We start from the raw sequence: 26,369 nt of genomic DNA, 5'->3' as shown, positions 1-26,369 counted from the left end.
AGAAAATAAAAAGCCCACTTTACAGTAGGCTTGAATTTCATCAAAAATAATCCGAACAGAATTAATGGGCTGCACCAGGTCCAACAGTATTTTTTGGCTTAGGGCACAGCCAAATGATCAATCCTGCAAAAATGAAAATCATGGCAAAAATCAGAAACACATGATTGACTGAAACCGTCAATGCTTCTTTATCAACTAAGTTAGAAATTGTTCCTAATGCCATTTCAGGACTAAAACCACTATTGACCAAATTGCGCTGCGTTTCTTCAACATGCATGCTTGAGACGATTTCACTGCGAGCAAGCTTGGTATGATCATCCCAAATGGTTACCGCAACAGATGCACCGATTGCCCCTGCCATAGTTCTCATAAAGTTCATCAAACCTGCTGCCGAAGCCACTTCATCAGGTCGTACCACCCCCAAAGCGATATTGGATAAAGGAATAAAAAAGAATGGAACGGCAAAACCTTGAATAATCTGTGGCAATGCCAATGCCATAAAGTCAGCATCACTCGTCCAAAATGAGCGCATTAACGTCACACAACCTAAAATCATCAGACCAAAGCTCGACAATGCTCTTGGGTCATACTTGGTTGCCATTTTCGCCACAATTGGTGACATCATCAGACTTCCAAAGCCCATTGTTGCAGTCAGATAACCCGCCCACGAAGCTGTATAACCCAAGTTAATCTGCAACCATTGCGGGATCAGGACAATACTGCCAAAGAATGCTGCAAAGGCAAATGCCAAAGAAGTTGTGGCAATGGTAAATCCTCGATAGCGGAAGATTTGGATATTTACGATTGGATGCTTTTCATAATATTCCCAAATGAAAAAGGCAATAAATCCAATCACCAAAATCACAGCGAGAATACAAATCAAGGTACTATTGAACCAATCTCGTTCATGTCCCAAATCAAGGATTAGCTGTAACGCACCAATCCAAACCACCAGTAAAGTTAAACCAATGGTATCAATTGGTAGTTTATTAATCGGGGTTTCAGCCGTTTTCAACAAACGCATTACACCTACTGCGCACAGTATTCCAACAGGAATATTAATAAAGAAAATCCAATGCCATGAAAAGTTATCACTGATCGTACCACCAAGAATAGGTCCTAAAATTGGACCCACCACTGTAGTCATTGCCCACATGCCCATTGCTTGCGAATGCTTTTCAGGTGGGAAAATATGCATCAACAAAGTTTGACTCAGTGGCATGATCGGACCACCAAACAAACCTTGCCCGATACGACAGATCACCAACATTGCCAAACTATTGGATAAACCACATAAAATGGAAAATGTGGTAAAACCAATCAAACACACGGTAAATACACGAACCGCACCAAAACGTCCAACCAGCCATCCTGTGAGTGGCACACAAATTGCCTCAGCCACTGCATAGGAGGTAATCACCCATGTTCCTTGTGTACTAGAAACAGCCAAACTTCCTGTAATGTGTGGCACAGAGACGTTGGCAATGGTCATGTCTAACACGACCATAAAATTAGCAAGAGCTAAGAAAAATGCAGCTAAAAGTAAGCGCCCACCTTTCAACTCGCCTGAAAAAGTTGCTGTATTCATAAGCGATTACTTCGCTGATGAGGTATCAACCTCAGCATTCATCGACAAGCCAACACGTAAAGGGTGTTTAGCCAATTCTTTTGGATCAAGTTGAATACGTACAGGCAAACGTTGCACGACTTTGATCCAATTCCCTGTTGCATTTTGTGCAGGAATTAAAGCAAATGCCGAACCTGTTCCACCTGAAAAACCAATCACAGTACCGTGATATTCAACTTTTTTTCCATATAAATCTGAAGTTAATGTCGCTTTCTGCCCAACTTTAACATCTTTCAATTGGCTTTCTTTAAAATTGGCATCGACATAAAGCGCTGAAATTGGGACAATTTTCATCAGGCTTGAACCTGCGGTCACACGCTGCCCAACTTGAATACTACGGCGAGCAATCACCCCATCTAAAGGTGCTTTAATTTCAGTACGTTGTAAATCTAAAAGTGCTTGATCCAATTTGGCTTGAGCCACCAAAACATCAGGTGTTGAACTTTCCGAAGTACCACGAATCAAAGCTTCATTGGCATCTAAGTTACTTTGTGCAGCTTTACGTTTTGATTCAGTTTGTGCCAATGCCGCTTTTGCCACATCGACACTGGCTTTGGCATTGTCTAGAGCACTTTGTGATTTGGTAAATTCTTCTTTGGAAATTGCACCTGAAGCACTCAACTGCTGACGGCGTGCAAATTCCTGTTTAGCTTGTTGCAAAGCAACTTCAGCTTGTGCCACTTGTGCTTTAGCGCTGTTAATATCATCAGCACTAATCAAAATCTGTGAAGATAAAGAACTACTATTCGCTGAGCTTTGTGTATATTGACGTTTGGCTTTCGCTAATTGAGCTTCCGCTTGCGCTAAGGCAATTTTGGCATCACGATTGTCAATGACAGCCAAGACCTCACCTTTTTTGACTTGCTGTGTATCACTGACCAGAACTTTTTCCACCTGACCGCTAACCATTGAAGTAATTTCAGCAGTTTCAGCGCCAACATAAGCATTATCTGTTTCAACAGTATTGCCAAAGAATAACACCCAAATGGCATATAAAATTGCAACAACAATAATGAGGAGGGCAAAAATTTTTAATGCCTTTTTACGTTTTTTTTTGGCTTCTACATCAGCTCGCGCTTCATTTACATCGTTTGAAGAAGCATGGGGGTTTTGCGCATCAGTCATCGCATTTTCCTAACTTTTCAACTCACCCAAGCCATCAAAGTCCATGAATGTATAAGTAAAAATACAGCCAAATCATTCATGCAATTTTGATACAGTTGGATAGGTCAATTTCTTTAAATTTTGATGGTTAATTTTACAGATAAAAATCATATGATGAGAATAAAAATATAACTCTAGAGTTTATCTCTATTTTTTGAATAATGTTATTGATTTTAATCTTATTTTATTAAGAAAAGAAGTCACCAAAATGTTCATTTTAATGACTTCTATTGACATAAATAATACAAAATGTACCGCTGAGTACATTTATGCAGATAGATCAATAGGCATAAGATGCAATTGCTGTCGCAATCGCCTTACCCTCATCATTGACCATCGTCATACGCATAGTGCAGCCCTTACGTCCCATACGTAAAGTTTCTGCTTTAGCAATAAAATACTGACCACGACCTGGAGCTAAATAGTCCACACGCATATCAACTGTCGCCAAACGTGATACTTTTTTCAAAGTATCTGCCAATTGATCAGGTTCAGCTTTTTTGTACAGCTCCCCCATTGCCACAATACCACCGATACTGTCCAGCAAGGTTGCAGCAACACCACCATGTAAAATTTGAAAAGCAACATTGCCAATCAAAAACGGTTTCATTTCGATATAACCTTCAATTTCATCATCCACCACACGCATTTGCATCGCATTATGAGAAAAATAAGGTGAAGTATTAAAGGCTTTGGTGAGTTGACCAAGGACAACTTCTAAATTTGCTTTACTACCTAAATGCAAATTACCTGTCCATTTTTTTTGTGATTCACTTTTATTTGAATCAGCTTTGGGAGAATCAGTTGTCATAATTTAAAAACCAATACAGAGAAAAACTTTCAGCTTTTTGCCAAAAATGAGATGAAAGGGCTACAATGAGTGACTTAGTTTAATACTGAATATCGAGATTGTTATGACTTATACGTTCAATCGTCCTGCTTTTCCAGCCACTCGCATGCGCCGTATCCGTAAAAACGATAAGCTTCGTGCAATGGTTAGAGAGACACAACTCACAGCAGACCATCTCATTTATCCAGTATTTGTATTGCCAGGGCAAAATCAAACTCAAGATGTGCCTAGTATGCCAAAGGTACAGCGTTTGTCTGCTGATTTATTGTTGAAAAAAGCAGAAACACTACTTGAACTGGGTGTATCTAAACTTGCGTTATTTCCAGTGACTCCTCAAGAAGATAAAAGTTTAACCGCTGAAGCTGCTTGGCATGAAGATGGTTTAGTACAAAATACTTTACGTCTTTTGAAAAAAGAATTACCAGAAATGGTATTGATTACTGATGGCGCACTCGACCCATATACCACACATGGTCAAGATGGCATCATTGATGAAACAGGCTATGTGCTGAACGATGAAACTGTACAATGCCTCATCAAACAAGCTTTAAGCCATGCTGAAGCAGGTGCAGATGTGGTTGCACCAAGTGATATGATGGATGGTCGTATCGGTGCGATTCGCCAAGCTCTAGAAAGCAATGGTCATATCTATACCAATATTATGGCGTATTCAGCGAAATATGCATCTAGCTTCTATGGTCCTTTCCGTGATGCTGTAGGTTCTTCTTCCAACCTTAAAGGCGGTAATAAATACAATTACCAAATGGATGTTGGCAACCGTGCTGAAGCACTACATGAAATCGCCCTTGATATTCAAGAAGGTGCGGACATGGTCATCGTCAAACCAGGTATGCCTTATTTGGATGTAGTCCGTGAAGTCAAAGATACCTTTGGCGTTCCAACATTTGTGTACCAAGTCAGTGGCGAATACGCGATGTTGGCTGCGGCGATCCAAAATGGTTGGTTATCTGACAGCGTGATCATGGAATCACTCATGTGCTTCCGCCGTGCAGGTGCAGATGGGATCTGGACTTATTTTGCAGAAGAAGCAGCACGTAAATTAAAAGAGATGAAGTAGTAATTTCTTCTTTCAAATCCATTACTTTTATCCCTTTAATAAATTTTAAAAATCTCCCCTAACCCCTCTTTGAAAAAGAGGGGGAATTCCACAAAACTAAGTAAATTTAGTATTGAAAGCTCCCTCTTTTTTAAAGGTGAGAAGCATTGCTTCGCAAGGGGTGGATTAAAAAAATAATGAACTAACTCATGTTAGAAACCTAAAGGGATGAGTAAGTTAAATTCGGTACAAAGCACACCATGCACATCGCAATCATCGGAGCTGGCGTCAGCGGCTTACTCACAGCCCTTGAACTCGTCGAACAAGGTTGTTCAGTCACTATATTTGACCAACAACAAGCAGGACATGCTGCCTCATGGGCAGGCGGTGGCATTTTGTCCCCAATGTATCCGTGGCGTTACCCACGTGAAGTCAATCACTTGGCACAATATGGCAAACAACTGTATCAACAATGGAATGAAAAACTAAAACCTGAAACAGGGATAGATTTTGAAATCCATAACACAGGTATGCTGATTTTTGATGAGACTGATTTTGAAATTGGGCTCAATTACAAAGATCAATACAATGAGCCGATGCAACATTGTGAATACTTAGAACGAGAAGCCCTCGAACAAGTCAATCCACATATTTCGGAACAATTTCAACACGCAATTTATTTTCCGCAATTGGCAAATGTGCGCAATCCACGCTTACTCAAATCGTTAATTCGCTATTTAAAACAACATCCCAAAGTCCAAGTTTTGGAAAATACATGGATTGAAAAATTTAAGCTTCAAAATAACCAAATCCAATCCATTCAAACTTCAAGTGGACAATATTTTGAAGCTGATCAATTTGTGATTACAACGGGGGCTTGGTCGAACTGCTGGTCTGAACAGCTGCAATTGTCAATTCCTGTCGAGCCTGTACAAGGTCAAATGCTCTTGTTCAAAACCCCTGAAAATTGGCTCCCCACCATGTGCATGAACAATGTCATGTACCTCATTCCGCGTATGGATGGTCATGTAGTCTGCGGTTCGAGTATGAATCATCTTGGTTTTGATCAGCGCCCAAGTGTACAAACACAGCAAAATATTTATAAAGCCTGTACCGAAATGGTACCTGAATTGGCGAATTTCCCGATCGTCAAACAATGGGCAGGATTACGTCCGAGCTCACCAACGGGGATTCCTTATATTGGGCAAATGCCTGAAATCGAAAATCTTTGGGCAAATTTTGGGCATTACCGTAATGGTCTGTGTATGGGACCTGCTTCTGCACAATTACTTCGTCAACTCATGCTTAAACAAAAGACTTTGGTGGATGCAACAGCTTATTCAACGGAACGTTTAAAACCTAGCTGAAAGCAGAACATTGCCTTAATGCTAGCCAGTTAAGGTTTTTTAATCCTCCCCCTTGCGGAACATGTTCCTCACCTTTTTCAAAGGAGGGATGAGTAGCTCAGCTAGGCAAGATTACTAAAAATCATTTTAGTTGCAAGAAGTTCCCCTCTTTTTCAAAGATGAGTAGCTAGACTACGCAAGAGGGGAGATTTTAGGAATTTTTTCCAATAATTTTGCTTAACTGATCAGCATTAGAACATTGCCTAGAATTTAATTGGGCAAATGTTGTGTAATCTGCCTTAAAGCACTTTCCAAATCTACATATTGAAAATCAAAGCCCTCAGCAAGCAAAGCTTTGGGCTGAACATACTGACCATTTAACACCAATTGCGATTGTTCACCCATCATTAAGCGCATTACAAAACTCGGTAATGGTAAAAATGGTTTACGTTTGAGTACTTTGCCTGCAACATTTACAAATTGCATTTGAACAATATGATCAGGTGCAACTACATTATAAATTTTCTGATCTGATGTGCTTTGAAATAAAAACAGAATCGCCTGAATCACATCATCAACATGTATCCAAGTCATTGGTTGCCGACCTGAGCCAATACGTCCAATCAAACCCATTTTAATGGGTAATAACATTTGTGGCAAAATGCCACCACCCTGCCCGAAAACCACACCTAAACGTATGATTTTGGTATTTTGGGTGAGATCTGCCAAAGCTTCTGCTTCCCATTTTTGGCAAAGTTCAGACATAAAAATAGCTTGTGATGGCGCATTTTCATCACATTTATTTTGCCATTGTTCTGTAGGATCTATTCCGTAATAACCAATTGCAGAACCTGACACAATACACTGAGGTTGAATCTGATAATTTTGTAAAGCCTGATACAGTTGTTGCGTCGTTTTAACACGACTTTCAATCAAGTGTTGTTTTCTTTTCTCTGTCCAGCGCCCTTCACCAATACTTTCCCCAGTTAAATTCACCACATAATCAATCTGTATATTTTCAAGTTCAGTAAAATTTTCAATCCATCTTAGCTTTACATTTTGTGAAGTTCGTTTTTGTCGAGAATAAGCAATCACATTAAAACCATGCGCAAGTAAGTATTTGATCAAGTGCGTACCAATAAAACCGCTTGCGCCTGTGAGTAAAATATTTTTATGTTCGATCTGACTTAACATCAATGAAATGCTCTGTTATTTTTCTTCATCCCATTCAAGCATAATTTTTAAACATTCTCAAAAATAGAAGCTTATTGATTGATAAACATTTTCGCTGCCATACGCTGTGCTTGCTTGCCATAAAACCAATAGGTAATAAGAAATAATGGCACAGCCAACATCAACAACATCATGGCAGAAATCATTAAAAATTGTGGGCTTTGCATATACATTAAGAAATTCTGCCAAACATCAGCATCATGACGTGCAAAAACCATCACACCAATCAATATCCCGATAAAATTATAAATCCAGAAAATTAAACTAAAACCAATCGAAAATTTTTTCTGCTCAGCTTTGCTCGGTGCACGTTTTTGTTGTTTTAAAAATAAATGTAAAACCACAATCATAGAAATTAAATAAGGTAATGCAGTTAAAACACCTGCGATTTGACTCGGTAATAAAGCGACTAAAACACCCACCAGCATTGTCAACACTAAACAAATTAAAAAAAACCATAAAAAATATTTACTTAGCGATGCCATAGCAGTATTTCCACAACTTAAAAATACATTATAGGAAAAATTTTTAATTTTTTTTAATTTTCTTGTCAACCAAATCAAAATAACTGTCGTTATATAAGTATAAGGTTGCAGCAACCGTGAATAATTTGCACCGGCATCCGCAGATTTGACTCGGTAACCTTAACTCCCATGAGACCTATAAACTCATGCTTCTACAATTGATTTGGAACAGCAGCCTAAATCAAATTGAGCGAAGTATTTTAACCGACGATTTATTCATCACTCGAATCGTCGGTTTATTTTTGTCTATAGATTTGGTTTTTCTTCTAAACGATCTATTTTCACATCAATCTAAACTTATTGTCTAGCTGTTTGAGCGTATAAAACGCTGACGAATTTTCCTATTTAAAGGCGTAGAATAATATTTTTCAATCGCCCAACTCAAAATAAAGACCAAAATAAAATACACTGGCAACAACATTAATTTTTCAATAGGCAAAGTTTCTTTTGGGAAATACAGCACTTTAAATAAACCCAAAACAATCAAATGAAACAAATACATTTCATAACTACGCTGCCCGATCCACACCATGATTTTAGAAAAAATAGATGAAGTTTGTGCTGTTGGGTTTTGTGCAAAACAAAAAATTAAAATGGCTGAAAGCAATGCAAATACACTAACTCCCCATGTGCTCACGGCTTTAATCGGTGCATAAAAATATAAAATGATCATCAGTACTGATACGATCCCGATCATGATATTTTTATTGGGCAATATACCTGAATAGTTTTGAGCAATCAGTGCAGTCAAACACCCAATTGCAATACCATCAAAGCTTGAGAAATAATGATAAAGATATGCCCCGCTTTCTTCGCCAAAATGTAATGATCGGAAATAAGGTGCATAAGCAATAATAGCAAGTAACAGTAAAATAAAACTTTTTTGGCTACGCCCCACAATTAAACACAGCAAAGGAAAAGCCAAATAAAAAACTTCTTCTACAGACAAAGACCACAACACACCCAATGCATAGTTAACCCAACCATTCTCAATGATCAGAATATTCATCCAAAAGGTGAAAGCTGAAAATACGGTCAGTCCATAAGACACTTCGATGTCATTGGGTGCTTGATTCATAAAAGGTTTTAAACCAAAACTGCCCAACACGGTGACCATCGCCACGAGTAAAACTAAACATGGCATAATCCGAGCAATACGCCGAATGTAGAAATTTTTTAAATCAATTTGCGCCAAAGAAGCATTACGCTGCAATGTATGTTGTGTGATCAAAAAGCCTGAAATGACAAAGAACATGGTCACACCATAATTACCATTTCGAGCAATCAGCGTACTCAAACTTTCGCCAAAAATTTGCACGCCTAAAAAAGTGTCATGCAGTTTATATGGAATATTAAAATGGTGAATTAACACCAATAAAATGGAAATTCCTCGTAACACATCTATTTTATAATTTCGCAAGCTTTGTACTCATTTTTTGCTTAAAACATTTTTAACCGTTTGTAAATTAGCACCAATTTAACATTGACACATCAGCACAATCCCATTTCAATGATATGAATTTTAACAACTCTAATTTGTGGTAATGCATAAAAATGTTCAATAAACTGATGTCAAATCTGGGCTTACAAGGTGTTGAAGTCAATACCTGTATCTATACCTCTACACCACAAGCAGGTCAAACTGTGAATGGCGAAGTGATTTTCAAAGGTGCATCATCCAATAAAAATATCAATGGCATTTACCTGAAGCTAATGACCACTGCCGAAGTAGAAACGGATGATCACGAATTTAACCAAGCACTGACCATCGCACAATGGCATATTAGCGGTGCATTTGAACTGAAAGCCAATCAATCACATAGTTTTCCATTTTCGATCCAATTGCCTTTTGAAACACCAATTACCGAAGTGCAATGCCGTCAAAACAAAACTAAAGTCTGGTTACATACGCATTTAGATGTAGACTGGGGTTTGGATGCAACCGATAAAGATTATTTACGCATTGCGCCTACACCTGCTATGCAAGCATTTTTACAAGCCATGCAACAGTGTGGCTTTGCTTTGGCAACTGTCGATGTTGAAAAAGGTCAACTGCGTGGGCATCATTATTTTTCAACCATTGGCTGTTATCAAGAATTAGAATTTGTGCCAATTCAACATTTTAGTGGCATCAATGAAGTGGAAGTATCTTTTGTAGCACAAGAACATCAAACTCATGTGATGTTAGAAATTGATCGTAAATTTAGAGATGATCAATTGCGCAGTATTAGCATTCCAAATCATGGGGTTTCAGTGCCAAACTTAGTACAAAATATTAAGCAAATTTTGAATATTGCTTAATATTTGAAAGCTGCTAAATCCGATTTAGCAGCTTGTTAAATTGAGAATGTCTTCAATCTAAATAGACATTTTTTATTCTCAAATATTTCTGTCTAATATCGTTAAAATCTCAGCAAATTTTGCAATTCTCGCCTTTGGCTTCGCTTCATCCAATTCATCTTTTGAACCATAACCATATTCTACGGCAATAGTTTCAATGTCATTTTTACGTGCACCAAAAATATCATGCTCACGGTCACCGACCATCAAGCATTCTTCAGGCTTGAGTTGCTCTTTCTCTAAAATATAAGCGATCAATTCGCCCTTATTGGTACGCTCACCCGTCAGTTCACTGCCGTAGGGATAGTCGAAGTATTTGAGTAAATCAAAATGATCCAGAATCTGACGTGCATAGATTTCGGGTTTAGCCGTGGCTAAAAATAGACGATAGCCTTTATTTTTCAATGCTTCCAACGTCGAAGCGACATCATCAAACACATGGTTTTCATACAAGCCTGTCACCGCAAAACGTTCTCTATATCCAAGCAAAGCTTGTTCTGCCAAATCATTATTCACATCGACATTCAACAATTTTGCCAAAGACGCTTTTAATGGAGGACCAATGATCCAATCAATATTTTCACTGTCAGGAATCGGATGACCCACTTTATTTAAACCATAACGTGCAGAGGTGGTAATCCCCTCTTTTGGATCGGTCAAAGTTCCGTCTAAATCAATCAAAATATTTTTAAGCACAGATTTACCTTTTACTAAATTCAAGCGATGCAAAATTACAGTCGAGAGTTTTGCTAAAGTTGCCTATACTAACTCAAATTTGTGAATTTAAGGACATCATCGTGCGCCCTACTGTATTGTGTTTTTCAGGTCTTGATCCATCAGGTGGCGCAGGTTTGCAAGCAGATATTGAAGCCATTGGTCAAAGTGGTGCACATGCAGCCATCGCCTGCACTGCCCTCACTGTTCAAAACTCACAACAAGTCTTTGGCTTTGAAGCGACTTCTAAAGAATTATTACTTGCGCAAGCCAATGCTGTAGTGAAAGATTTACCGATTAAAGCGGTTAAATCAGGCATGTTAGGAACTACAGATAATATTGCAGCCTTGGCTGAATTTTTACGTGAACATTCGGATTATCTGTATGTCCTTGATCCTGTTTTAGTGGCAAACAGTGGTGGCTCATTGGGCAATCAGGAAACCTTAGTCAAAGCCTTTGTAGAACTGATTCCTTTGGCAACTGTTTTAACCCCAAATACGGTTGAACTTCGTGCGTTAACAGGTGAGCAAGACCTCGATAAAGCCACAGCAAAACTGTTTGAAATGGGTGCAAAAGCAGTTCTAGTCAAAGGCGGACATGAAGATACACCTGACTATATCCGCAATGCACTTTATGTGAATGGTGAAATGGTTTCAGAAACTAAATGCCCGCGTTTAGAGGGTGAATATCACGGTTCAGGCTGTTCATTGGCAAGTTTTATTGCGGGTCGTTTGGCTTTGGGAGATGCATTACCCGTTGCTGTCAATCATGCTGAAACATGGTTATTTGGTGTGTTAAAAAATGCTGAAACACCTGTGGAAGGTGGTCAGAAAATTCCAAAGCGGTTTTGAGTTGAATTGCTTTTAATCCCTCATCCCAACCTTCTCCCAAAGGGAGAAGGAGCTTTCATTATTAATTTAGGTTCAAGTTAGTAATTTTTTAATCACTTGAATAAATACAAAGAATTAAAGTCCTTCTTATATTTCGCTATTTGTCTCATAACACTTTCAAAATTAGAGTAATTACTCTAAAATATTTTTTATCTACGATTCAAAGCTGATCACAGCGAATAAAAAGTTGCAGAGACAAAGTTAAGATCAAAATAAATGAAAAGGAATGACAGATGAATTACCCACAATATCAAGATGATCTGAATAAACTGTTAGAGTCTGAAATCTTTGGTGAAGCTGTTTTTCTTACTGCGGCAAAATACACCAAGTCTGAAGAACATAAGCAAAAATGGTTGGCTTTGTCAGCTTTGGAAACCCAGACCCTTGAGCGTTTTCAGGAATTTTTAAAGCAGAATAACTTAAAAGCCACATCTCGTTTACATATCAAAGCACAAGGTAATGCCACAGGTTTTGCATTGGCTAAAATGCCGTGGAAATTGGCAATGTTTTTACTTAAAGATGGTACACAGCCTTTTATGCAAGCCTTTGAACGCTTATGCAAACATGCAGATCAGGATACTCAAATGTTTTTTGAATATGTGCTGAATCATGAAAAAAGTATTTATGAGTTTGCAGATAAAGAGTTGAAAAAGCAAAAGACCACGTCATTGGACAAAGTCAAATATTTGCTTGATTAAGAAGTAGCTTCTTAATCACTAAGCCAGTTTTAATCAAACGGTTTTATCTGCATGACTGTCTTTCAAATTCTGTACATGCTGACGATTGGTTTTCCAAGACTTTTCCAACACTTCTTTTTCGATTCTGAGTTGAATTCGTTTCAGTTTTGTCGATGGAATCACTTCATCTCGAAAGCCTTTGACATAATCTGTCCAAGCTGCGCCACGAAAAACATTACTCGGCATTTGTGTTTTAAACTCACAATCAGGCATGAAAACTACGACTGAATGAATCAACACAGGATCAACAATATCAGCCAAAATATTTTCTAAAACCTTTTGATGTTTATAGTTTTGATGTAATGGATTTTGAAATTTATAAGATTTTTTATAAATTTTCTGTGTCCATGTTTTCTGACGCTCTCCACCAAAAATCCAACCTTTATAATTCTTGGTTTCAACGACAAAAATGCCATACGGACTCAATAAAATATGATCTATTTGTGTAGTCTGATTTTGTTCATCAGGCAAAGTACAGTCATTCAGCAAAGTGTATTTTTCTTTATCCAGATACAATTTTACATGCGCGCTGACGGCAAACTCACCCATTTTCCCTTTTAGAAAAGGCTTAAATGCTTTGATTGCCCCAACAATCAGGAATAATGGAATCATCCACCACAATTGCGAAAAAAGTGGTGCTAACATTTGTGATGTATTCATTTAAAATTTTAATATTATCAATAATTAAGTCTAGTTTATTGTAATTTCTCAATTTTTAAAAGAATATCCTTATTCTCCAACCCTCCTGCAAAGCCCACTAACTTGCCATTTGCACCAACAACCCGATGACACGGCGCAATAATCGAGATCGGGTTTTTACCATTAGCAGCGCCCACCGCACGAACAGCTTTGACATTACCAACCTGTTCTGCAATCTGTTTATAACTACGGGTTTCACCAAAAGGAATGGTCAACAACGCTTGCCAAACTTTTTGCTGAAACTCAGTGCCCTCAAAATCTAAAGGCAAATCAAAAACCTGACGTTGCCCTGCAAAGTATTCATTCAACTGCTTTTGTGTTTCGAGCAAAACTGAATGTTGTTTATTTTCAATCAACTCTGCCAAACGAACACGATTGGGATTTTCATTTTCCCAAAGTACAGCGACCAAAGCAGTTTCAGTCGCAACCAACTTGAGCTGACCAACAGGAGAAGCCATTTCCATAAAAGACAGTTTCATCGACTTCTCCTTGAACCAATACGCATTAAGATGATGAGAGTTTCATCAATATTAACCCAGAAATGATTAAAACCGCAGCCAACATACGCATAGCCGATGCAGGTTCACCTAAGAAAAATATCCCGACTGCAAATGACCCAATCGCACCAATGCCTGTCCATACGGTATATGCTGTACCGAGTGGCAATGTTTTCATGGCATAGGACAATAATGCAAAACTTGCGATCATAAAAACAATGGTCAAAATACTTGGTGTCAGTTTGCTGAAACCGTCAGACACTTTCATACAGTATGCCCAAACCACTTCCAACAAACCTGCAACAATCAATAATGCCCAAGCCATAATCTATTCCTCACATCAGAAAAACAGTAAGGTGAATGCTTCAACCTTACTGTTCGAAAATTGATTTAAATTTAGAAACTTATGAAGATGAGAGTTTCATCAATACCAAACCTGAAATGATCAAAACCGCAGCAAGCATACGCATGGCAGAGGTTGGCTCACCTAAAATAAAGATCCCGACCAGAAATGAACCAATCGCGCCGATTCCTGTCCAGATGGTATAGGCAGTCCCCAACGGCAATGTTTTCATCGCATACGCCAAAAGACCAAAACTTAAGATCATGAAAAATATAGTGATAATGCTCGGTGTGAGCTTGGTGAAACCCTCGGACATTTTCATGGTATATGCCCAAACGATTTCAAAGACACCTGCAAAAATAAGAACGATCCAAGCCATGACGACCTCCAAATTTTAATTAGAGTCAGGTCGTCCTGACGATTTTTCTTGGTGCAGTTTTTAGAAATAAAGCACTAAGGGAGGTCGTTCCTCCACTGAATGATTAAATACTAACTTATTTGCGACATATTTGGGCATGATTTACAAAACTTGACCCAAAATACACCTATAAAAATTAGGGCTTTAATTATAAAAGCCCTAAAATAGTACATTATTTAAAACATCAAAGTTCAGGTTTAAAACTTAAACCTGACCCCTGCACCATAAAGCCAACCCTTTTCAGAATCGCTTTCCACTTGCCACGGCGTTGCATCATTACCTTTTGAATATTCATAAGCAATATCAATATACGGCATGACTTTTTTACTGATCTCATAACGGGTTTCAATACCTGCTGTCACGCCACTCAGACCTGATTTTTTGGCATATTTAGACTCGTCTGAAAATACGACATCGACATTCAAATACGGTTGAAAAATCAACTTCTGCGTCAGCAATAAATCACGTTCAGTTTCCAGACTAAAGCCTGAATAATTGTCCTCACCTACATAGAGATAAGCATCGGTTTCAAAAAAATACGGTGCCATACCATGCAAGCCAATCACACCATCCAGTTTTTCTTCTGTATCAGTACCTCTCTGATCACGTTCAACTTTTTCCACACGATAGCGTGCACCAATCTGTGCATCCCAAAAATCAGAGATCATGCGACTGTAGAGCATTTTAAAGTCATATTCAGCATCGTGTGATTCATGCTTATCGATATGCGCTTTCAGGAAAATCTTATTTTCATCTGTCCCAATTCGAGTTTCTATTTCAGACTTTAAAGCACCCTTGCCATCTTCATTGAGCAACCATTTATTATCTACGGTGGTCACCGCATAAATTTGCGCACCGTGTTCTTTGCGGTGATCATGCCCTTGATGGGCAGTGTGATCTGTAGCAGAAACTGCTTTTTGCTGATGTTGTGAATGATCCATTGCGCCATGATTCATAGATGCGTGATTCATATTTTCATGATTCATCTGTGAATGGTTCATTGCAGGCATCGCTGTCGTTTGGGTTTCAGTCGATGTATCTGAATGATGCCCTTCATGTGCCACAGCCCAAGCACTGACTAAAAATAACGAACTTGCCAATACTGTTTTTGGAAATAACTTAATGATGTGCATGATTATCTCCTTTTAAGTCTTGGCTTTTCGTATCAGTTGAGCCTTTTTGATCCGCTTGATTTTTAGGTTGAGCTGTTTTGCAATGTGTTACATGTTCAGCATTGCTCATATGCGCATGCTCACCCTGACGATGTTGTGTACATTCTGCTTCTGACATGGTTGCATGACTCACCACATGACCTTGTGGCATTTGCTGATTTGGCATTTGATGGTTCGGCATATGCTGATGTTCAGCATGTTGCATACCATGTGTATGTCCTTCATGTGCCATCGTCCAAGCACTGATTAAAAATAGCGAACTTAGCAATACAGCTTTTGAAAATAACTTAGTGATGTGCATGTTGATCTCCTTGCTGTACTGCATTGCTGCTTTTATCTACATTACTTGTTTGGCTATTTGAAGTATTTTTTTGAATTGGTGTCGTGGTCGTTTCACCCTCTGAAACATTGGCAACGATCAATTTATTCATCATGCCTGCGCTCATGTGATACAACAGGTGACAGTGAATTGCCCATTCACCCAATTCATCCGCAGTGAGTAGTGCCGTCACAGTTTTGGCAGGTGGCACAACGATGGTGTGTTTGTTCGGCATATCCACCGCAGGCTGACCATTTTCCAGTTGCATAAACATGCCATGTAAATGCATTGGATGTGCCATCATGCTGTCATTGATAAATTTGATTCGGATGCGCTCGCCATATTTCACTTTTAATGGCTCTGCATCGCTGAATTTTTTACCATTAATTGTCCAGATATAACGCTCCATCGTACCGCCCAAACGAACAACCAATTCACTTGTCGCTTCACGGGTATCAGACTGTGGGGTTAACGATTTTAAATCACTGTATTGCAGAGCTTTATCACCTTGTGGCGTTGCAGCATTTGCCCAGCCCTCTACAACTGCATCAGATTTTTGCGCTGTTTTTGCTGCAGGCATTTGATGTTGTGAATGATCCATCCCCTGCATTTCGCCATGATCCATCTTCGAATGATCCATGCCTTGCATTGCACCATGATTCATCTTTGAGTGATCCATACTTTGCATTGCACCGTGGTTCATCTGTGAATGATCCATTTTTGAATGATCCATACCTGCATGTTCAGTACCATGCCCCATATCATCCATAGTTAAAATGGCACGAGGACGTGCTTGTGGCATGTGAATACCATGCGATTGTGGCGTCAATTCATTGTGCAATGTGCCAATGGCAAAACCTGAACGGTCAATCGACTCTGCTTCGATCTGATAATGCCCTGTCTTTGGCTCAACCACGACATCGTAAGTTTCTGCCGTACCAATACGGAACTCATCCACAGGTACAGGTTTCACAGGCTGACCATCTGCACCGACCACTGTCATTTTCAGGTTTGGAATGCGCACATCAAAGAATGACATCGCAGAGGCATTGATAAAACGCAGACGCACTTTTTCATTCGGCTTAAACATGCCTGTCCAGTTCTGCTCAGGCGTTTTACCATTGATCAGGAATGTATAACCCGTGACATCAGACATGTCGGTTTTTAACATGCGCATCTGATTCCACATTTTGCGATCAGACCAAGTGGCTTTTAAACCATCACGTTTCACTTGCTTCCACACATCGCCCAAAGTTTCACGCTGATCCTGATAATATTCAGCGGAAATTTTCAGGTCTTTTTGAATCTGGTCGCTGGTTTTTTCATGGAAATCCGACAGCATCACCACATAGTCACGCTCAGTTTTTTCATGCTCAGAAAGTGGTTTCTTGTCCTTTGGATAAATCACCAAAGCACCGTATAAACCGTCCTGTTCCTGACCTTTGGAATGCGCGTGATACCAGTAAGTTCCGCTTTGACGCACTTTGAATTTATAGACAAAATCGCCTTTCGGTTTAATGCCATTAAAACCGTTAAATCCTGGTACTCCATCCATCAAACCAGGTAATAACAAGCCGTGCCAATGAATCGAAGAATCCTGATTTTTTAAATTGTTATGTACATGAATGACTGCATCATCACCTTCCTCAAATTCGAGCAAAGGCGCAGGAAACTGACCATTTACAGTAATGCGTTTTAGAGATTTACCTGTGACATTGACCATTCCTTCATCAATGGTCAGATGATATTCCTTGACTGCTGCAAAGCCCCAAGTAGACGAGAATAAAGCAACAGCGACGACGATGCCTTTTGAAAATTGAATAGACATAACTCAACCTTAATTTCTGAATTTATTTAAAAAAATAATGCTTCGGGAAATTGGTTAAGCTTTTGGAGGACGTAGAATTTCTTGCCAATGCCCTGCGAGATGCTGTGCTTGGTAATGAATTTGTAGAGGATTTTGTTCGAGATGATCTTGCGGAACACTCAATTTTGGAATGTCAGTATTGAACCAAACAATTGAGGACTGACAGGAGAATAAAGCACAGTTTTGACAATCCGCATGTTGTATGTGCTGAGATTGAATCAGTTGCTTATGACAATCCGTTAGATTCTGTTCAGAGTCATCGTTCTGCTGATTCTGCGCTTCCAAATCTGCACAATGCTGCTTCATATCCTGTACTGACATATTTTGCATCAGCGTTGCATGGTGTGTATTTTGCAGATTTTGGGTTTGATTCAGTTGCATCTCTTGATGTTGCATTTGCATACTGATCTGCATGGTTTTTACAGAAGCAACAGATACACCACTCCACCCTATGGCAAAAACCATAAGACAAACAAACCAAGCCTGTTTGCAGAGTTGTGTGAACATGATCCATCAATCAAGTGAGAATTAACTTGTTTTAGCATACCCAATAATTTGAGGAGTAGCAAATAGCGCAATGACATTCAATACATATTTAAAGTCTAAAACTGTATTCATACAAAATCATTTATAAAGTAAATTATGCCAATGAAAAATCATCAACCGCTTATCCTGTCAGTATTTAGCGCCTAATAATCAAACAGCATGTTTGTAAAATACAGATTAAAAATAAAACAGCAATTTTCTTGATATTTAAATTAAAAAAAGAGCCCGTTTGGACTCTTTTTAAACTTATTTTGTATAAGTCATAAGCAATTGATCTTATTTTGCTTAAACTATAAACAGTTTATCAGCAAGCTTATCTACACAGTTATCCATATAGTTATCTTCAAACTTATCCACAATTTTATCCATATTATTGTGTAAAAGTCTAAGCCTTCTGTGAACCTGCCAATGCCAATTCAGCACGCATTTCATCAATCACCGCTTTATAATCAGGCTTACCAAAAATCGCTGAACCTGCCACAAACATATCTGCACCCGCTTCTGCAATTTCACGGATATTGGCCGGTGTTACGCCACCATCGACTTCCAAACGAATATCACGACCTGAGGCATCAATGATTTTACGTGCCTGACGTAATTTATCCAAAGTGCCAGGAATGAATTTTTGCCCACCAAAACCAGGGTTCACACTCATCAACAGTACTTGATCAACTTTGTCTAAAACATAGTCCAGGTAATGCAAAGGTGTTGCAGGGTTAAAAACTAAACCTGCTTTTGCGCCACCATCTTTGATCAATTGCAAAGAACGATCGATATGATGTGTTGCTTCAGGATGGAAAGTAATAATATCCGCACCTGCTTCGAGGAAATCACCGATCATACGATCTACAGGTGAAACCATGAGATGCACATCAATTGGTGCTTGAATACCATATTTTTTCAATGCCTTACATATACCAGCACCAAAAGTTAAGTTCGGTACATAGTGGTTATCCATCACATCAAAATGCACAACATCTGCACCTGCGGCTAATACATTGTCAACCTCTTCACCCAAACGAGCAAAATCAGCAGATAAAATAGAGGGTGCAATTAAAAATGGCTTGGACATGGATCAACCTGGCTTGAAATATGGATTTTCTCAATTATAGCAAATTTCTAACTGAACTTTGCTGAAAGCCTGCGATAAATCGTCCAAGCCATGATTGGCATTGCAATAATGCAACGAAGCGTTCTATTTAAATAACAGCCTGAGCCATATTTTTTTGCTAGTTTTAAGTGGGCTCAGGAGTAAATGAGAATGAAAAGCAATACAACTATTCAAACTGATGATGCAAAACGCATTGCCAAACGTTTATTGAATCATTGGAAACACAAATTTGAAGTGGCTGAAACAGATGAGCAATTCAGTATTTTCATGCCTGATGCGACTGTGATTTTACGTCCACACATAGATGGTCTTATTGTCGAATTAGAGACCACGCAAGAAGATGATGCTCATTTACAGCATGTGATTGTTGAACATTTAAATCGAATGGCACAGCAAGAATTTACGGTGGAGTGGCAACATCAAGCTTAAAACCTCACTCGATGTTGCGATGTTGGATTGCAGAATAAAATAGCCACTTAAAGCAACGCCTTCAAATAGCGTTATTTTTTCTGCTGTTTTTCAAAATCACGTACCATTTGAATCCGTTCGTCTATGGCAGGATGTGATTCAAATACTTCAAAAATACGATCTAGCTTTGAACCTTCTTTCGATTCATCCGTATTTTTTTGTGCTTTTTCAGAGTTTTCTTTATCCGTCTCGCTATTTTCTTTTTCATATTCCTCATTTAAACGCTGTAAGAAATTAGCGAAATGTGTAACTTCTATGCCTTTCCGATCCATGAGTTTTAAAGCATATAAGTCCGCCTGTTGTTCAAATTTACGAGAATATTTTGCACTCAACATTGCCGCAGGCAGTGAACTAAAAAGGTCAGAACTATCCCCTGTAATCGCAATATACAATGCACTCATTCCCAAGCTCGATAAGCCTTGCTGTAAGCTATGACGCTCAATCAAATGCCCTTGCTCATGCGCCAGTACACCTAAAATCTCCTGATCACTATGTGCAAGTTCAACCAATTCATCTGTGACAATAATAGTATTATTGGGCAATGCCAAAGCATTTGCACCTAAACCAGTACCCTTTCTAAACAATACTCTTGCAGGGCGACCTTCTGCAATTTTTTCAATATACTGCTTACGAATCTGTTCTTGCTGTCCTTTTGCCAATTGACTTGGTTCTGTATAATACTTATTCAGATAATTTTCAGCTTCATCACCTAAACGTTCCATGCTGTTTTCAGGCAATTGATAAGCAATATAATGTGAAGCTGTTGGAATCCCCCATTTCACTAAGGCAAAGCCAAAAAACACCACAAAAACCACACTAAATATAATTAACGTAGGAGAACGTTCAAGTTTCCAAATCGAACTATAGACTTTTTTACTTTCTAAATGAAACCATTCTGGTAAATCATCCAAAAACTCAATACGAGCATCATCATGTAACTCGATCGCTGGTTTAAGTTGCCCCAAAGCTCCAATCAACTGCATATCCGCATAACGATACTGTTTGACGACTTGCTGATGATCACCATAACGCACCTGTATCGTCTGCTCATCTACAGAAAAAATTTGAGCTTGGTGGGGTTTTGACACCACACCATCATAAAAAATGACCTGTACAGATTGTGTCATATGGTTTTCAGCTCATTCAATTAAAGTGAAACATCTATGTCAAAAATATCGCTAATTTCTTCTGCCAACGCACTATGATCACTTTGTGCTAAATTCATCATCTGATTAGGATCATCAAGTAGAGTAAGGCTAAGAGAATCTACTTTATAACGATGAATACGGATTGCAGCCCAAGCAGACATGAGACCTAAAGACAAAATTTTAACAACCCAATTACTGCCCACAATCCATGCAAAACGCCATTGGTTGCAGTCTGTGGCAAATTTACTATTCCCAATCACCGTATTATTCCATGTGGTGATAAAAGTACGTGCGCTAATTAATGGGAAAACGAATAATCCACCTACGATATAAGCAAGTCCAATAATAACAACAAACACCTCAGGGCTAGATAAACTCCCTAATATCCCACCAAAAATTCCAGCAACAAACATAATGCCCATAAACATAAACATCGGGATATATACCGCACGCATATAATCTGGCCAATCAGCTTGCAGTTCAAATTTTAACTGACCTGCATATAAATTATTGATACAATAACGTTTATACAACCAAATCAACACAGGATAAAATACACCTAAGCTGATAATATAAATGCCGATACATTTTAAAAAGACTTTATAGGCTTCTTTGGTTGTCCCTGCAAAATAAAAACGGCTATTGGCATATTTACTATTCCGTGCGGTAAAACGCAGTGTGGCACGAATCAACCAAGGAACTGCCAAATAAAGAACAAGAAAGCCAATCAGTGTAGCAGTAATCGAGTACTGTGAAACCACTGAAATTGCCCCATAAATCCCAAGAGCAATCAAACGACCAATAAGGATTTTTTTCGGTATACCTGTAAAGTCAAAACGCCGTCTAAAAAATTCAGTATTACCATAAAAATAACGTAAACGGCGGACTTTAGCCCAAGGTGCATATAAACTCAGTGTGACAATGGTGAGTAAGATATTCACGATCCAAATGCCAAAATACTCCATTGCATCGCCATGAAATTTGAAACGATGCACTTGTGAAAATTGTGGCGTGGGTTCGATATGTTCAGATGAGATATCTGTATTTTTGGTCAGGCTTAAACCACCCTGACTTGGAAATGGTGGTGGTATTTGCTCTTGCATCATTTTCTCTTATTTTTAATATGTCAGAATCATAAAGACCATTGTAAAACTGTATTTTTCACTTTTAACAAATTCAGTGTATAGCGTTTTTTAATGAAAATAAATAGCCTACATTTTGTTCGAGCAATGTCTCTAAAGCCACATTACTCGACATTATTTTTATTACTTTTGCAATTGTGTAGCATGAAACTGTAAATGCTCATCCACAAAAGTTTGAATAAAGAAATATCCGTGATCATAACCATCATGCATGCGCAAAGTCAGTTTTTGCCCGACTTGATGACATGCTTTTTGTAAAGCTTCAGGATGTAACTGACTATAAAATTGATCATTAACACCTTGGTCAATCAGTACTTCATTAAATAATGCACCTTTGACTAAAACCAACTGTGTTGCATCATGCTTTGCCCACTCAGCTTGGTCATCGCCTAAATAATTTGAGAATGCCTTTTCACCCCATGGACATACACTTGGCGCACAAATTGGTGCAAAAGCCGAAACAGATTTAAATTTCTCAGGATATTTCCATGCTAAGGTTAATGCTCCATGTCCACCCATTGAATGCCCAAAAATTCCAACTTTCTGATTTAAAATCGGTAATTTTTGCAATAACAATGGATACAATTCATTAATCAGAAAAGATTCCATTTGAAAATGCTCAGCCCAAGGTTGCTGTGTAGCATTCAAATAAAATCCTGCCCCTTGCCCAATGTCCCATGAATCGCCTTGTTCAACATCTTCACCACGTGGTGAAGTATCTGGTGTAATTAAAATCAATCCCAATTGTGCTGCTAAACGTTGTGCATGTGCCTTAATCACAAAAGTTTCTTCAGTACAAGTTAAACCCGCAAGATAAATTAATGCTGGACATTTCTGAGTAGTGGCTTGTGGTGGTACAAACACCCCAAATTTACTTGGATGTTTTAAATATTTTGAATCCATTTGATAAATGCGTTGCTCACCCTCAAAGCATTTATTTTTTTGTAATAATTCCATTATCTATTCCTTATTGCTCAGCAAGTGCTTGATTATTTGGCGGCATTACTGTTTCTGGTGTAGCTGTTACTTGGTTCACTTGTGGAAATAAATGTTGTTCCAACTGCGGCAATACCAATTCAATATTTTTTCCAATCACCCATTGTGGTTCAGAGGGTTCAAAGCCTTGTGCATTTTCCCATTTTGCAACTGTTTCAGAAGCTTGTTGAAATACAGCTTTTAGTGAAGTTTGCTCACGCATTGCTTGATCAAAAAATGCCCGACCAAAATAAGTATAATCTGCTTCATTTGAACATCCAAAAGATGCACGATCTGCTGCTGAAGCAGTGATGATTAAAGTATCAGGTGCTTGCAACGCAGGAATAAAACTCCCTGAATAACATGCCGAAATCACGATCACTTTCCAACGTGCACCCGATTTATCTAAAGTATCACGCAGCCATTTTGGGTCAACATCATCTAAGTCTAATGGATCATTTTCCATTTCAAACTGATTTTGTAAGCCATGCGAAGTCATGTATAAAAATAACACATCACTTTCACGGTTCATTTGCTGCCCAATACGGCGTAGTGCAAGCTCCATACTGGTTTTAGAGGCTAATGGAATTGTTGTGCGTGTTTCAGGATTATTAATTAACTCGATTGAACGTCCAAATGTACCAAAACGCGTATCAAATTGTTCTTTAATCCGTTCTATTTCATACTTAAAGACATCTTGAGTTCCCCCTGCGACGCCTAAAAAGTACCAATGGGTTTGGGCAAATTCACCATATTGCACTTGCTCTAATGCTTTATTCAACACAGTGCTTTGTGCATAAAATGCATCTTCTGCAAATGTTGGTGGAATGTCTTCAACTTTCCAAATTGGTTGATCTTGGATCGAAGTTTGCCACACCACCAAAGTAAACAATGTTCCCAAAATAATCAGCGCACGTTCCCACCACGGCCATTGCAGCTCACGCGCAAAAACCCAAACGACAGCCAAACTTTGCCAAACAAACAACACCATAAAAATAATAGGCAGATAGTCATAGCTAAAATTGGGTAAATAATCTAAAGAACCCAAAAACTGAATAAAACTTTGTAAAAATGCAATATGTGTATCTAAAACCAACCACAATAAGGCGGGTACAAGCATTAAGCGAGGATTTTCAGTACGCTGGGATAAGAAAATTCCGACAATCAAAGCAATAAAAGGCCAAAGTGCGTAACTGATCAATCCTTGTCGGTTAAAAATACCGCCCTCACCTGCAACCAACCAACTGAATAATGTATTGGCACAACCACCTAAAATTCCCCAGAAAATTAACTGTAAAATTGAAGGTCTAACGATTTGTAATGCTTTACGTGATCCCAGAAACAGCCAAAGTCCTGCACGTTGATTACTTTTTAAATCATGCCAAAAATTAATGGAAGGTTTGAGGTCTATCATAAAGATTCTGTAATTGCAGGTGGCTTAAATCAGCACAGCTAGTTTATGCTTGCTTAAAATATTATCAATGCGTATTTAGACTATATAACAATTTTTTGATGTTTTTTGAGGCAGTTACCAAACTCCTCATAAGCCATCAGTTAAAATATGCATCGAAGCGACAAGCATCCCCTTGCCATTGATGATCAGGCTGCTGATTATTTAAAAAAACAGCAAGTCTTGGTCTTTTTACCACAACACGCTTAGCAATCGCTTGAGCTAAGACTAAAAGATGATCACCCAAATCCATTTCTCCATCTTCAGGTAAAAGTAAATGTAAGAGCTGCATTTGCTTTTTCACTTGGGCTTGTTTCTTTATGGCTTGCTGATTTTGATCACGTTGAGGAAACATAGGATCTAAATACACCACATCAAAATGATGTTGTTCTTGATTTTGCAGTGCTAAAAATGCATGTGAATCGGAAAAAACCAAATGGATACGAGCCACAATTTGACTCAGAAATGGATCGGTCTCAGCTTGCGTTTTGGAATCTTCAAGTAAGGTAAATAAAATCGGATGACGTTCAACCAAAGTAATCTCAGCACCCAAATGCGCCATCAATAAGCTGTCATGCCCAAGTCCTGCGGTTGCATCAATCAATTTGGGTTTTTCTGCTAAATTACATGCTCTTGCAATCATTTCCGACTTGATACTGGCACGTTTTAAACGCGCAATTTCCGCATTCCAATCCGGCTGCATTTTCATGCCATTGGCACAAAGCCATAGACCATTTTCATCCACACACAATGCGATTTCAGGATTTAATCTTAAAAATCGTGCATTCAATTTTTCAATCTGCACCAACTTTACCTCGACTCCACGTAAAGAAAGCACAGACTGGTAAGACTGTGCTTTCTCTAAATATGCAATTTCGGTAAATAAGCGAATTTCGCTTACCATAATTTCCAACCTGTTAATGCAAATAATAAAATAATCAAACCTGAGGCTATCCGATACCAAGCAAACACCATGAAATCACGCTTTGCCACATAAGCGACTAACACACGAATCAAAATTAAAGCGGATACAAATGACACCAATGTACCAAAAGCCAAAACCACCCAATCCTGTGTTCCCTCAAAGACATGATAGCTTTGATACAAATCTAATATACCTGCACCTACAATCACAGGAATACCCAAGAAGAATGAAAACTCTGTTGCTGCTTTACGTGAAACACCCAACATCATTGCGCCAATAATGGTTGCACCTGAACGAGATGTTCCTGGCACTAAAGCCAATACTTGAATCAAACCAATATAAATCGCTTCTTTAATGGAAATATTTTCAACTTCTTCCGCATTGACTTTAGGCGGGTTTTTCTCTACCCACCAAATAATTAAACCACCAATGATTAAGCCTAAAGCAATGGAAATATCATTAAATAAGTATGCTTTTACTTGTTGCCCAAGAGTAAGCCCCACCAACATGATTGGAATAGACGCAAGAATTAAACTAATGCCTAAATGACGTCCTTTTGGCTCACCAGAAACTAATCCTGTTGCTGCCCCCCAAAGCTTTGTCCAGTATTCATAAATAACAGCAGCAATCGCTCCCATCTGGATTGCGATTACAAAGACATCACTTTTTTCTTTGGTCCAAAAGTTCATGAATTCAGAAGCAAGAATTAAATGCCCTGTACTTGAGATGGGAAGGAATTCGGTAATCCCTTCAACGATCCCCATAATGGCTGCTTTTAAGAGCAGTAAAAGATCCATATTCAATCCT

At 38.6% G+C, this 26,369-nt stretch carries 28 protein-coding genes; 6 read left to right on the top strand and 22 right to left on the bottom strand.

The annotated features are described in order from the left end of the window. Positions 1-61 precede the first annotated feature (61 nt). The 3 genes from AVJ19_RS12350 to AVJ19_RS12340 form a co-directional block, all read right to left on the bottom strand. Complete coding sequence (locus tag AVJ19_RS12350) at positions 62-1,588, bottom strand: DHA2 family efflux MFS transporter permease subunit (protein ID WP_111859994.1); 1,527 nt, start codon at positions 1,586-1,588, stop codon at positions 62-64. A gap of 6 nt (positions 1,589-1,594) precedes the next feature. Continuing rightward, complete coding sequence (locus tag AVJ19_RS12345) at positions 1,595-2,752, bottom strand: HlyD family efflux transporter periplasmic adaptor subunit (RefSeq protein WP_111859993.1); 1,158 nt, start codon at positions 2,750-2,752, stop codon at positions 1,595-1,597. 319 nt (positions 2,753-3,071) lie between these two features. Continuing rightward, the gene (locus tag AVJ19_RS12340) at positions 3,072-3,602 is read right to left on the bottom strand and encodes a thioesterase family protein (protein WP_111859992.1); all 531 of its coding nucleotides are present in this window, start codon (positions 3,600-3,602) and stop codon (positions 3,072-3,074) included. A 103-nt stretch (positions 3,603-3,705) separates the two neighbouring features. Here AVJ19_RS12340 and hemB point away from each other — a divergent pair, with 103 nt between their 5' ends. Next, positions 3,706-4,719, top strand: coding sequence for a porphobilinogen synthase (hemB, locus tag AVJ19_RS12335; protein ID WP_111859991.1), 1,014 nt, complete (start codon positions 3,706-3,708; stop codon positions 4,717-4,719). 239 nt (positions 4,720-4,958) lie between these two features. Further along, entirely contained in the window at positions 4,959-6,065 is a 1,107-nt protein-coding gene (gene thiO, locus AVJ19_RS12330) for a glycine oxidase ThiO (protein WP_111859990.1), read from the top strand. A gap of 249 nt (positions 6,066-6,314) precedes the next feature. Here thiO and AVJ19_RS12325 read toward each other — a convergent pair whose 3' ends face one another. The 3 genes from AVJ19_RS12325 to AVJ19_RS12315 all read right to left on the bottom strand — a co-directional run bounded on the left by AVJ19_RS12325 (position 6,315) and on the right by AVJ19_RS12315 (position 9,221). Then, positions 6,315-7,226 (bottom strand): TIGR01777 family oxidoreductase, encoded by a 912-nt coding sequence (locus AVJ19_RS12325; RefSeq protein ID WP_111859997.1) that lies wholly within the window; start codon positions 7,224-7,226, stop codon positions 6,315-6,317. 83 nt (positions 7,227-7,309) lie between these two features. Continuing rightward, entirely contained in the window at positions 7,310-7,762 is a 453-nt protein-coding gene (locus tag AVJ19_RS12320) for an ABZJ_00895 family protein (protein WP_111859989.1), read from the bottom strand. 343 nt (positions 7,763-8,105) lie between these two features. After that, complete coding sequence (locus AVJ19_RS12315; protein ID WP_111859988.1) at positions 8,106-9,221, bottom strand: acyltransferase family protein; 1,116 nt, start codon at positions 9,219-9,221, stop codon at positions 8,106-8,108. Between the two features lie 134 nt (positions 9,222-9,355). On the opposite strand from AVJ19_RS12315, the gene AVJ19_RS12310 reads away from it, so the two are divergent. Then, positions 9,356-10,102 carry a sporulation protein gene (locus AVJ19_RS12310; RefSeq protein WP_111859987.1) on the top strand — a complete coding sequence of 249 codons (747 nt, stop codon included), beginning with the start codon at positions 9,356-9,358 and terminating at the stop codon, positions 10,100-10,102. A 78-nt stretch (positions 10,103-10,180) separates the two neighbouring features. On the opposite strand, the gene AVJ19_RS12305 is transcribed toward AVJ19_RS12310, so the two are convergent. Continuing rightward, positions 10,181-10,837, bottom strand: a complete 657-nt coding sequence (locus AVJ19_RS12305) for an HAD-IA family hydrolase (protein ID WP_111859996.1) — start codon at positions 10,835-10,837, stop codon at positions 10,181-10,183. 101 nt (positions 10,838-10,938) lie between these two features. Between AVJ19_RS12305 and AVJ19_RS12300 the strand changes: the two genes are divergently transcribed. Together AVJ19_RS12300 and AVJ19_RS12295 are read left to right on the top strand one after the other, a co-directional pair. After that, a complete protein-coding gene (locus AVJ19_RS12300) occupies positions 10,939-11,706 on the top strand; it encodes a hydroxymethylpyrimidine/phosphomethylpyrimidine kinase (protein WP_111859986.1) in 768 nt (255 codons plus the stop codon). Positions 11,707-11,978: 272 nt separating this feature from the next. Further along, a complete protein-coding gene (locus tag AVJ19_RS12295; RefSeq protein ID WP_111859985.1) occupies positions 11,979-12,443 on the top strand; it encodes a hypothetical protein in 465 nt (154 codons plus the stop codon). Positions 12,444-12,476: 33 nt separating this feature from the next. Here AVJ19_RS12295 and AVJ19_RS12290 read toward each other — a convergent pair whose 3' ends face one another. The 9 genes from AVJ19_RS12290 to rpe all read right to left on the bottom strand — a co-directional run bounded on the left by AVJ19_RS12290 (position 12,477) and on the right by rpe (position 19,415). After that, positions 12,477-13,142: a nuclease-related domain-containing protein gene (locus AVJ19_RS12290; RefSeq protein WP_111859984.1), complete on the bottom strand. Its 666-nt coding sequence runs from the start codon at positions 13,140-13,142 to the stop codon at positions 12,477-12,479. A 35-nt stretch (positions 13,143-13,177) separates the two neighbouring features. Beyond that, on the bottom strand, positions 13,178-13,660 hold the full coding sequence (locus tag AVJ19_RS12285; RefSeq protein ID WP_111859983.1) for a methylated-DNA--[protein]-cysteine S-methyltransferase: 483 nt from the start codon (positions 13,658-13,660) through the stop codon (positions 13,178-13,180). Positions 13,661-13,685: 25 nt separating this feature from the next. Beyond that, on the bottom strand, positions 13,686-14,003 hold the full coding sequence (gene sugE / locus AVJ19_RS12280) for a quaternary ammonium compound efflux SMR transporter SugE (RefSeq protein ID WP_068974872.1): 318 nt from the start codon (positions 14,001-14,003) through the stop codon (positions 13,686-13,688). A 79-nt stretch (positions 14,004-14,082) separates the two neighbouring features. Next, complete coding sequence (gene sugE / locus AVJ19_RS12275; RefSeq protein ID WP_087513771.1) at positions 14,083-14,400, bottom strand: quaternary ammonium compound efflux SMR transporter SugE; 318 nt, start codon at positions 14,398-14,400, stop codon at positions 14,083-14,085. A gap of 236 nt (positions 14,401-14,636) precedes the next feature. After that, positions 14,637-15,572, bottom strand: coding sequence for a copper resistance protein B (locus AVJ19_RS12270; protein WP_111859982.1), 936 nt, complete (start codon positions 15,570-15,572; stop codon positions 14,637-14,639). Further along, positions 15,559-15,912 (bottom strand): hypothetical protein, encoded by a 354-nt coding sequence (locus tag AVJ19_RS12265; protein WP_111859981.1) that lies wholly within the window; start codon positions 15,910-15,912, stop codon positions 15,559-15,561. The genes AVJ19_RS12270 and AVJ19_RS12265 overlap by 14 nt, the downstream gene beginning before the upstream one ends. Next, positions 15,899-17,758 carry a copper resistance system multicopper oxidase gene (locus AVJ19_RS12260; RefSeq protein WP_111859980.1) on the bottom strand — a complete coding sequence of 620 codons (1,860 nt, stop codon included), beginning with the start codon at positions 17,756-17,758 and terminating at the stop codon, positions 15,899-15,901. The genes AVJ19_RS12265 and AVJ19_RS12260 overlap by 14 nt, the downstream gene beginning before the upstream one ends. Positions 17,759-17,812: 54 nt before the next feature. Continuing rightward, positions 17,813-18,304 carry a hypothetical protein gene (locus AVJ19_RS12255; RefSeq protein WP_228203359.1) on the bottom strand — a complete coding sequence of 164 codons (492 nt, stop codon included), beginning with the start codon at positions 18,302-18,304 and terminating at the stop codon, positions 17,813-17,815. Between the two features lie 424 nt (positions 18,305-18,728). Next, positions 18,729-19,415, bottom strand: a complete 687-nt coding sequence (rpe, locus tag AVJ19_RS12250) for a ribulose-phosphate 3-epimerase (protein WP_087553695.1) — start codon at positions 19,413-19,415, stop codon at positions 18,729-18,731. A gap of 189 nt (positions 19,416-19,604) precedes the next feature. Here rpe and AVJ19_RS12245 point away from each other — a divergent pair, with 189 nt between their 5' ends. Further along, positions 19,605-19,883, top strand: a complete 279-nt coding sequence (locus tag AVJ19_RS12245) for a DUF2218 domain-containing protein (protein WP_111859978.1) — start codon at positions 19,605-19,607, stop codon at positions 19,881-19,883. A 71-nt stretch (positions 19,884-19,954) separates the two neighbouring features. On the opposite strand, the gene AVJ19_RS12240 is transcribed toward AVJ19_RS12245, so the two are convergent. The 6 genes from AVJ19_RS12240 to AVJ19_RS12215 form a co-directional block, all read right to left on the bottom strand. Then, entirely contained in the window at positions 19,955-21,049 is a 1,095-nt protein-coding gene (locus AVJ19_RS12240) for a M48 family metallopeptidase (protein ID WP_111859977.1), read from the bottom strand. A 20-nt stretch (positions 21,050-21,069) separates the two neighbouring features. Then, a complete protein-coding gene (locus AVJ19_RS12235; RefSeq protein WP_111859976.1) occupies positions 21,070-22,173 on the bottom strand; it encodes a YjgN family protein in 1,104 nt (367 codons plus the stop codon). Between the two features lie 162 nt (positions 22,174-22,335). Beyond that, positions 22,336-23,169: an S-formylglutathione hydrolase gene (gene fghA, locus AVJ19_RS12230; protein WP_111859975.1), complete on the bottom strand. Its 834-nt coding sequence runs from the start codon at positions 23,167-23,169 to the stop codon at positions 22,336-22,338. A 10-nt stretch (positions 23,170-23,179) separates the two neighbouring features. After that, positions 23,180-24,601 (bottom strand): C13 family peptidase, encoded by a 1,422-nt coding sequence (locus AVJ19_RS12225; RefSeq protein ID WP_111859974.1) that lies wholly within the window; start codon positions 24,599-24,601, stop codon positions 23,180-23,182. A 136-nt stretch (positions 24,602-24,737) separates the two neighbouring features. Next, the gene (locus AVJ19_RS12220) at positions 24,738-25,541 is read right to left on the bottom strand and encodes a class I SAM-dependent methyltransferase (RefSeq protein WP_111859973.1); all 804 of its coding nucleotides are present in this window, start codon (positions 25,539-25,541) and stop codon (positions 24,738-24,740) included. After that, complete coding sequence (locus AVJ19_RS12215) at positions 25,535-26,359, bottom strand: undecaprenyl-diphosphate phosphatase (RefSeq protein ID WP_111859972.1); 825 nt, start codon at positions 26,357-26,359, stop codon at positions 25,535-25,537. Before AVJ19_RS12215 ends, AVJ19_RS12220 begins: the two co-directional genes overlap by 7 nt. Positions 26,360-26,369 lie beyond the last annotated feature (10 nt).

This window comes from Acinetobacter sp. CFCC 10889, from assembly GCF_003268395.1.
In the GTDB taxonomy this organism is placed as follows: Bacteria; Pseudomonadota; Gammaproteobacteria; order Pseudomonadales; family Moraxellaceae; genus Acinetobacter.
The sequence above is the reverse complement of the archived record's forward strand: the minus strand, read 5'-3'. Positions and strand labels throughout refer to the sequence as shown.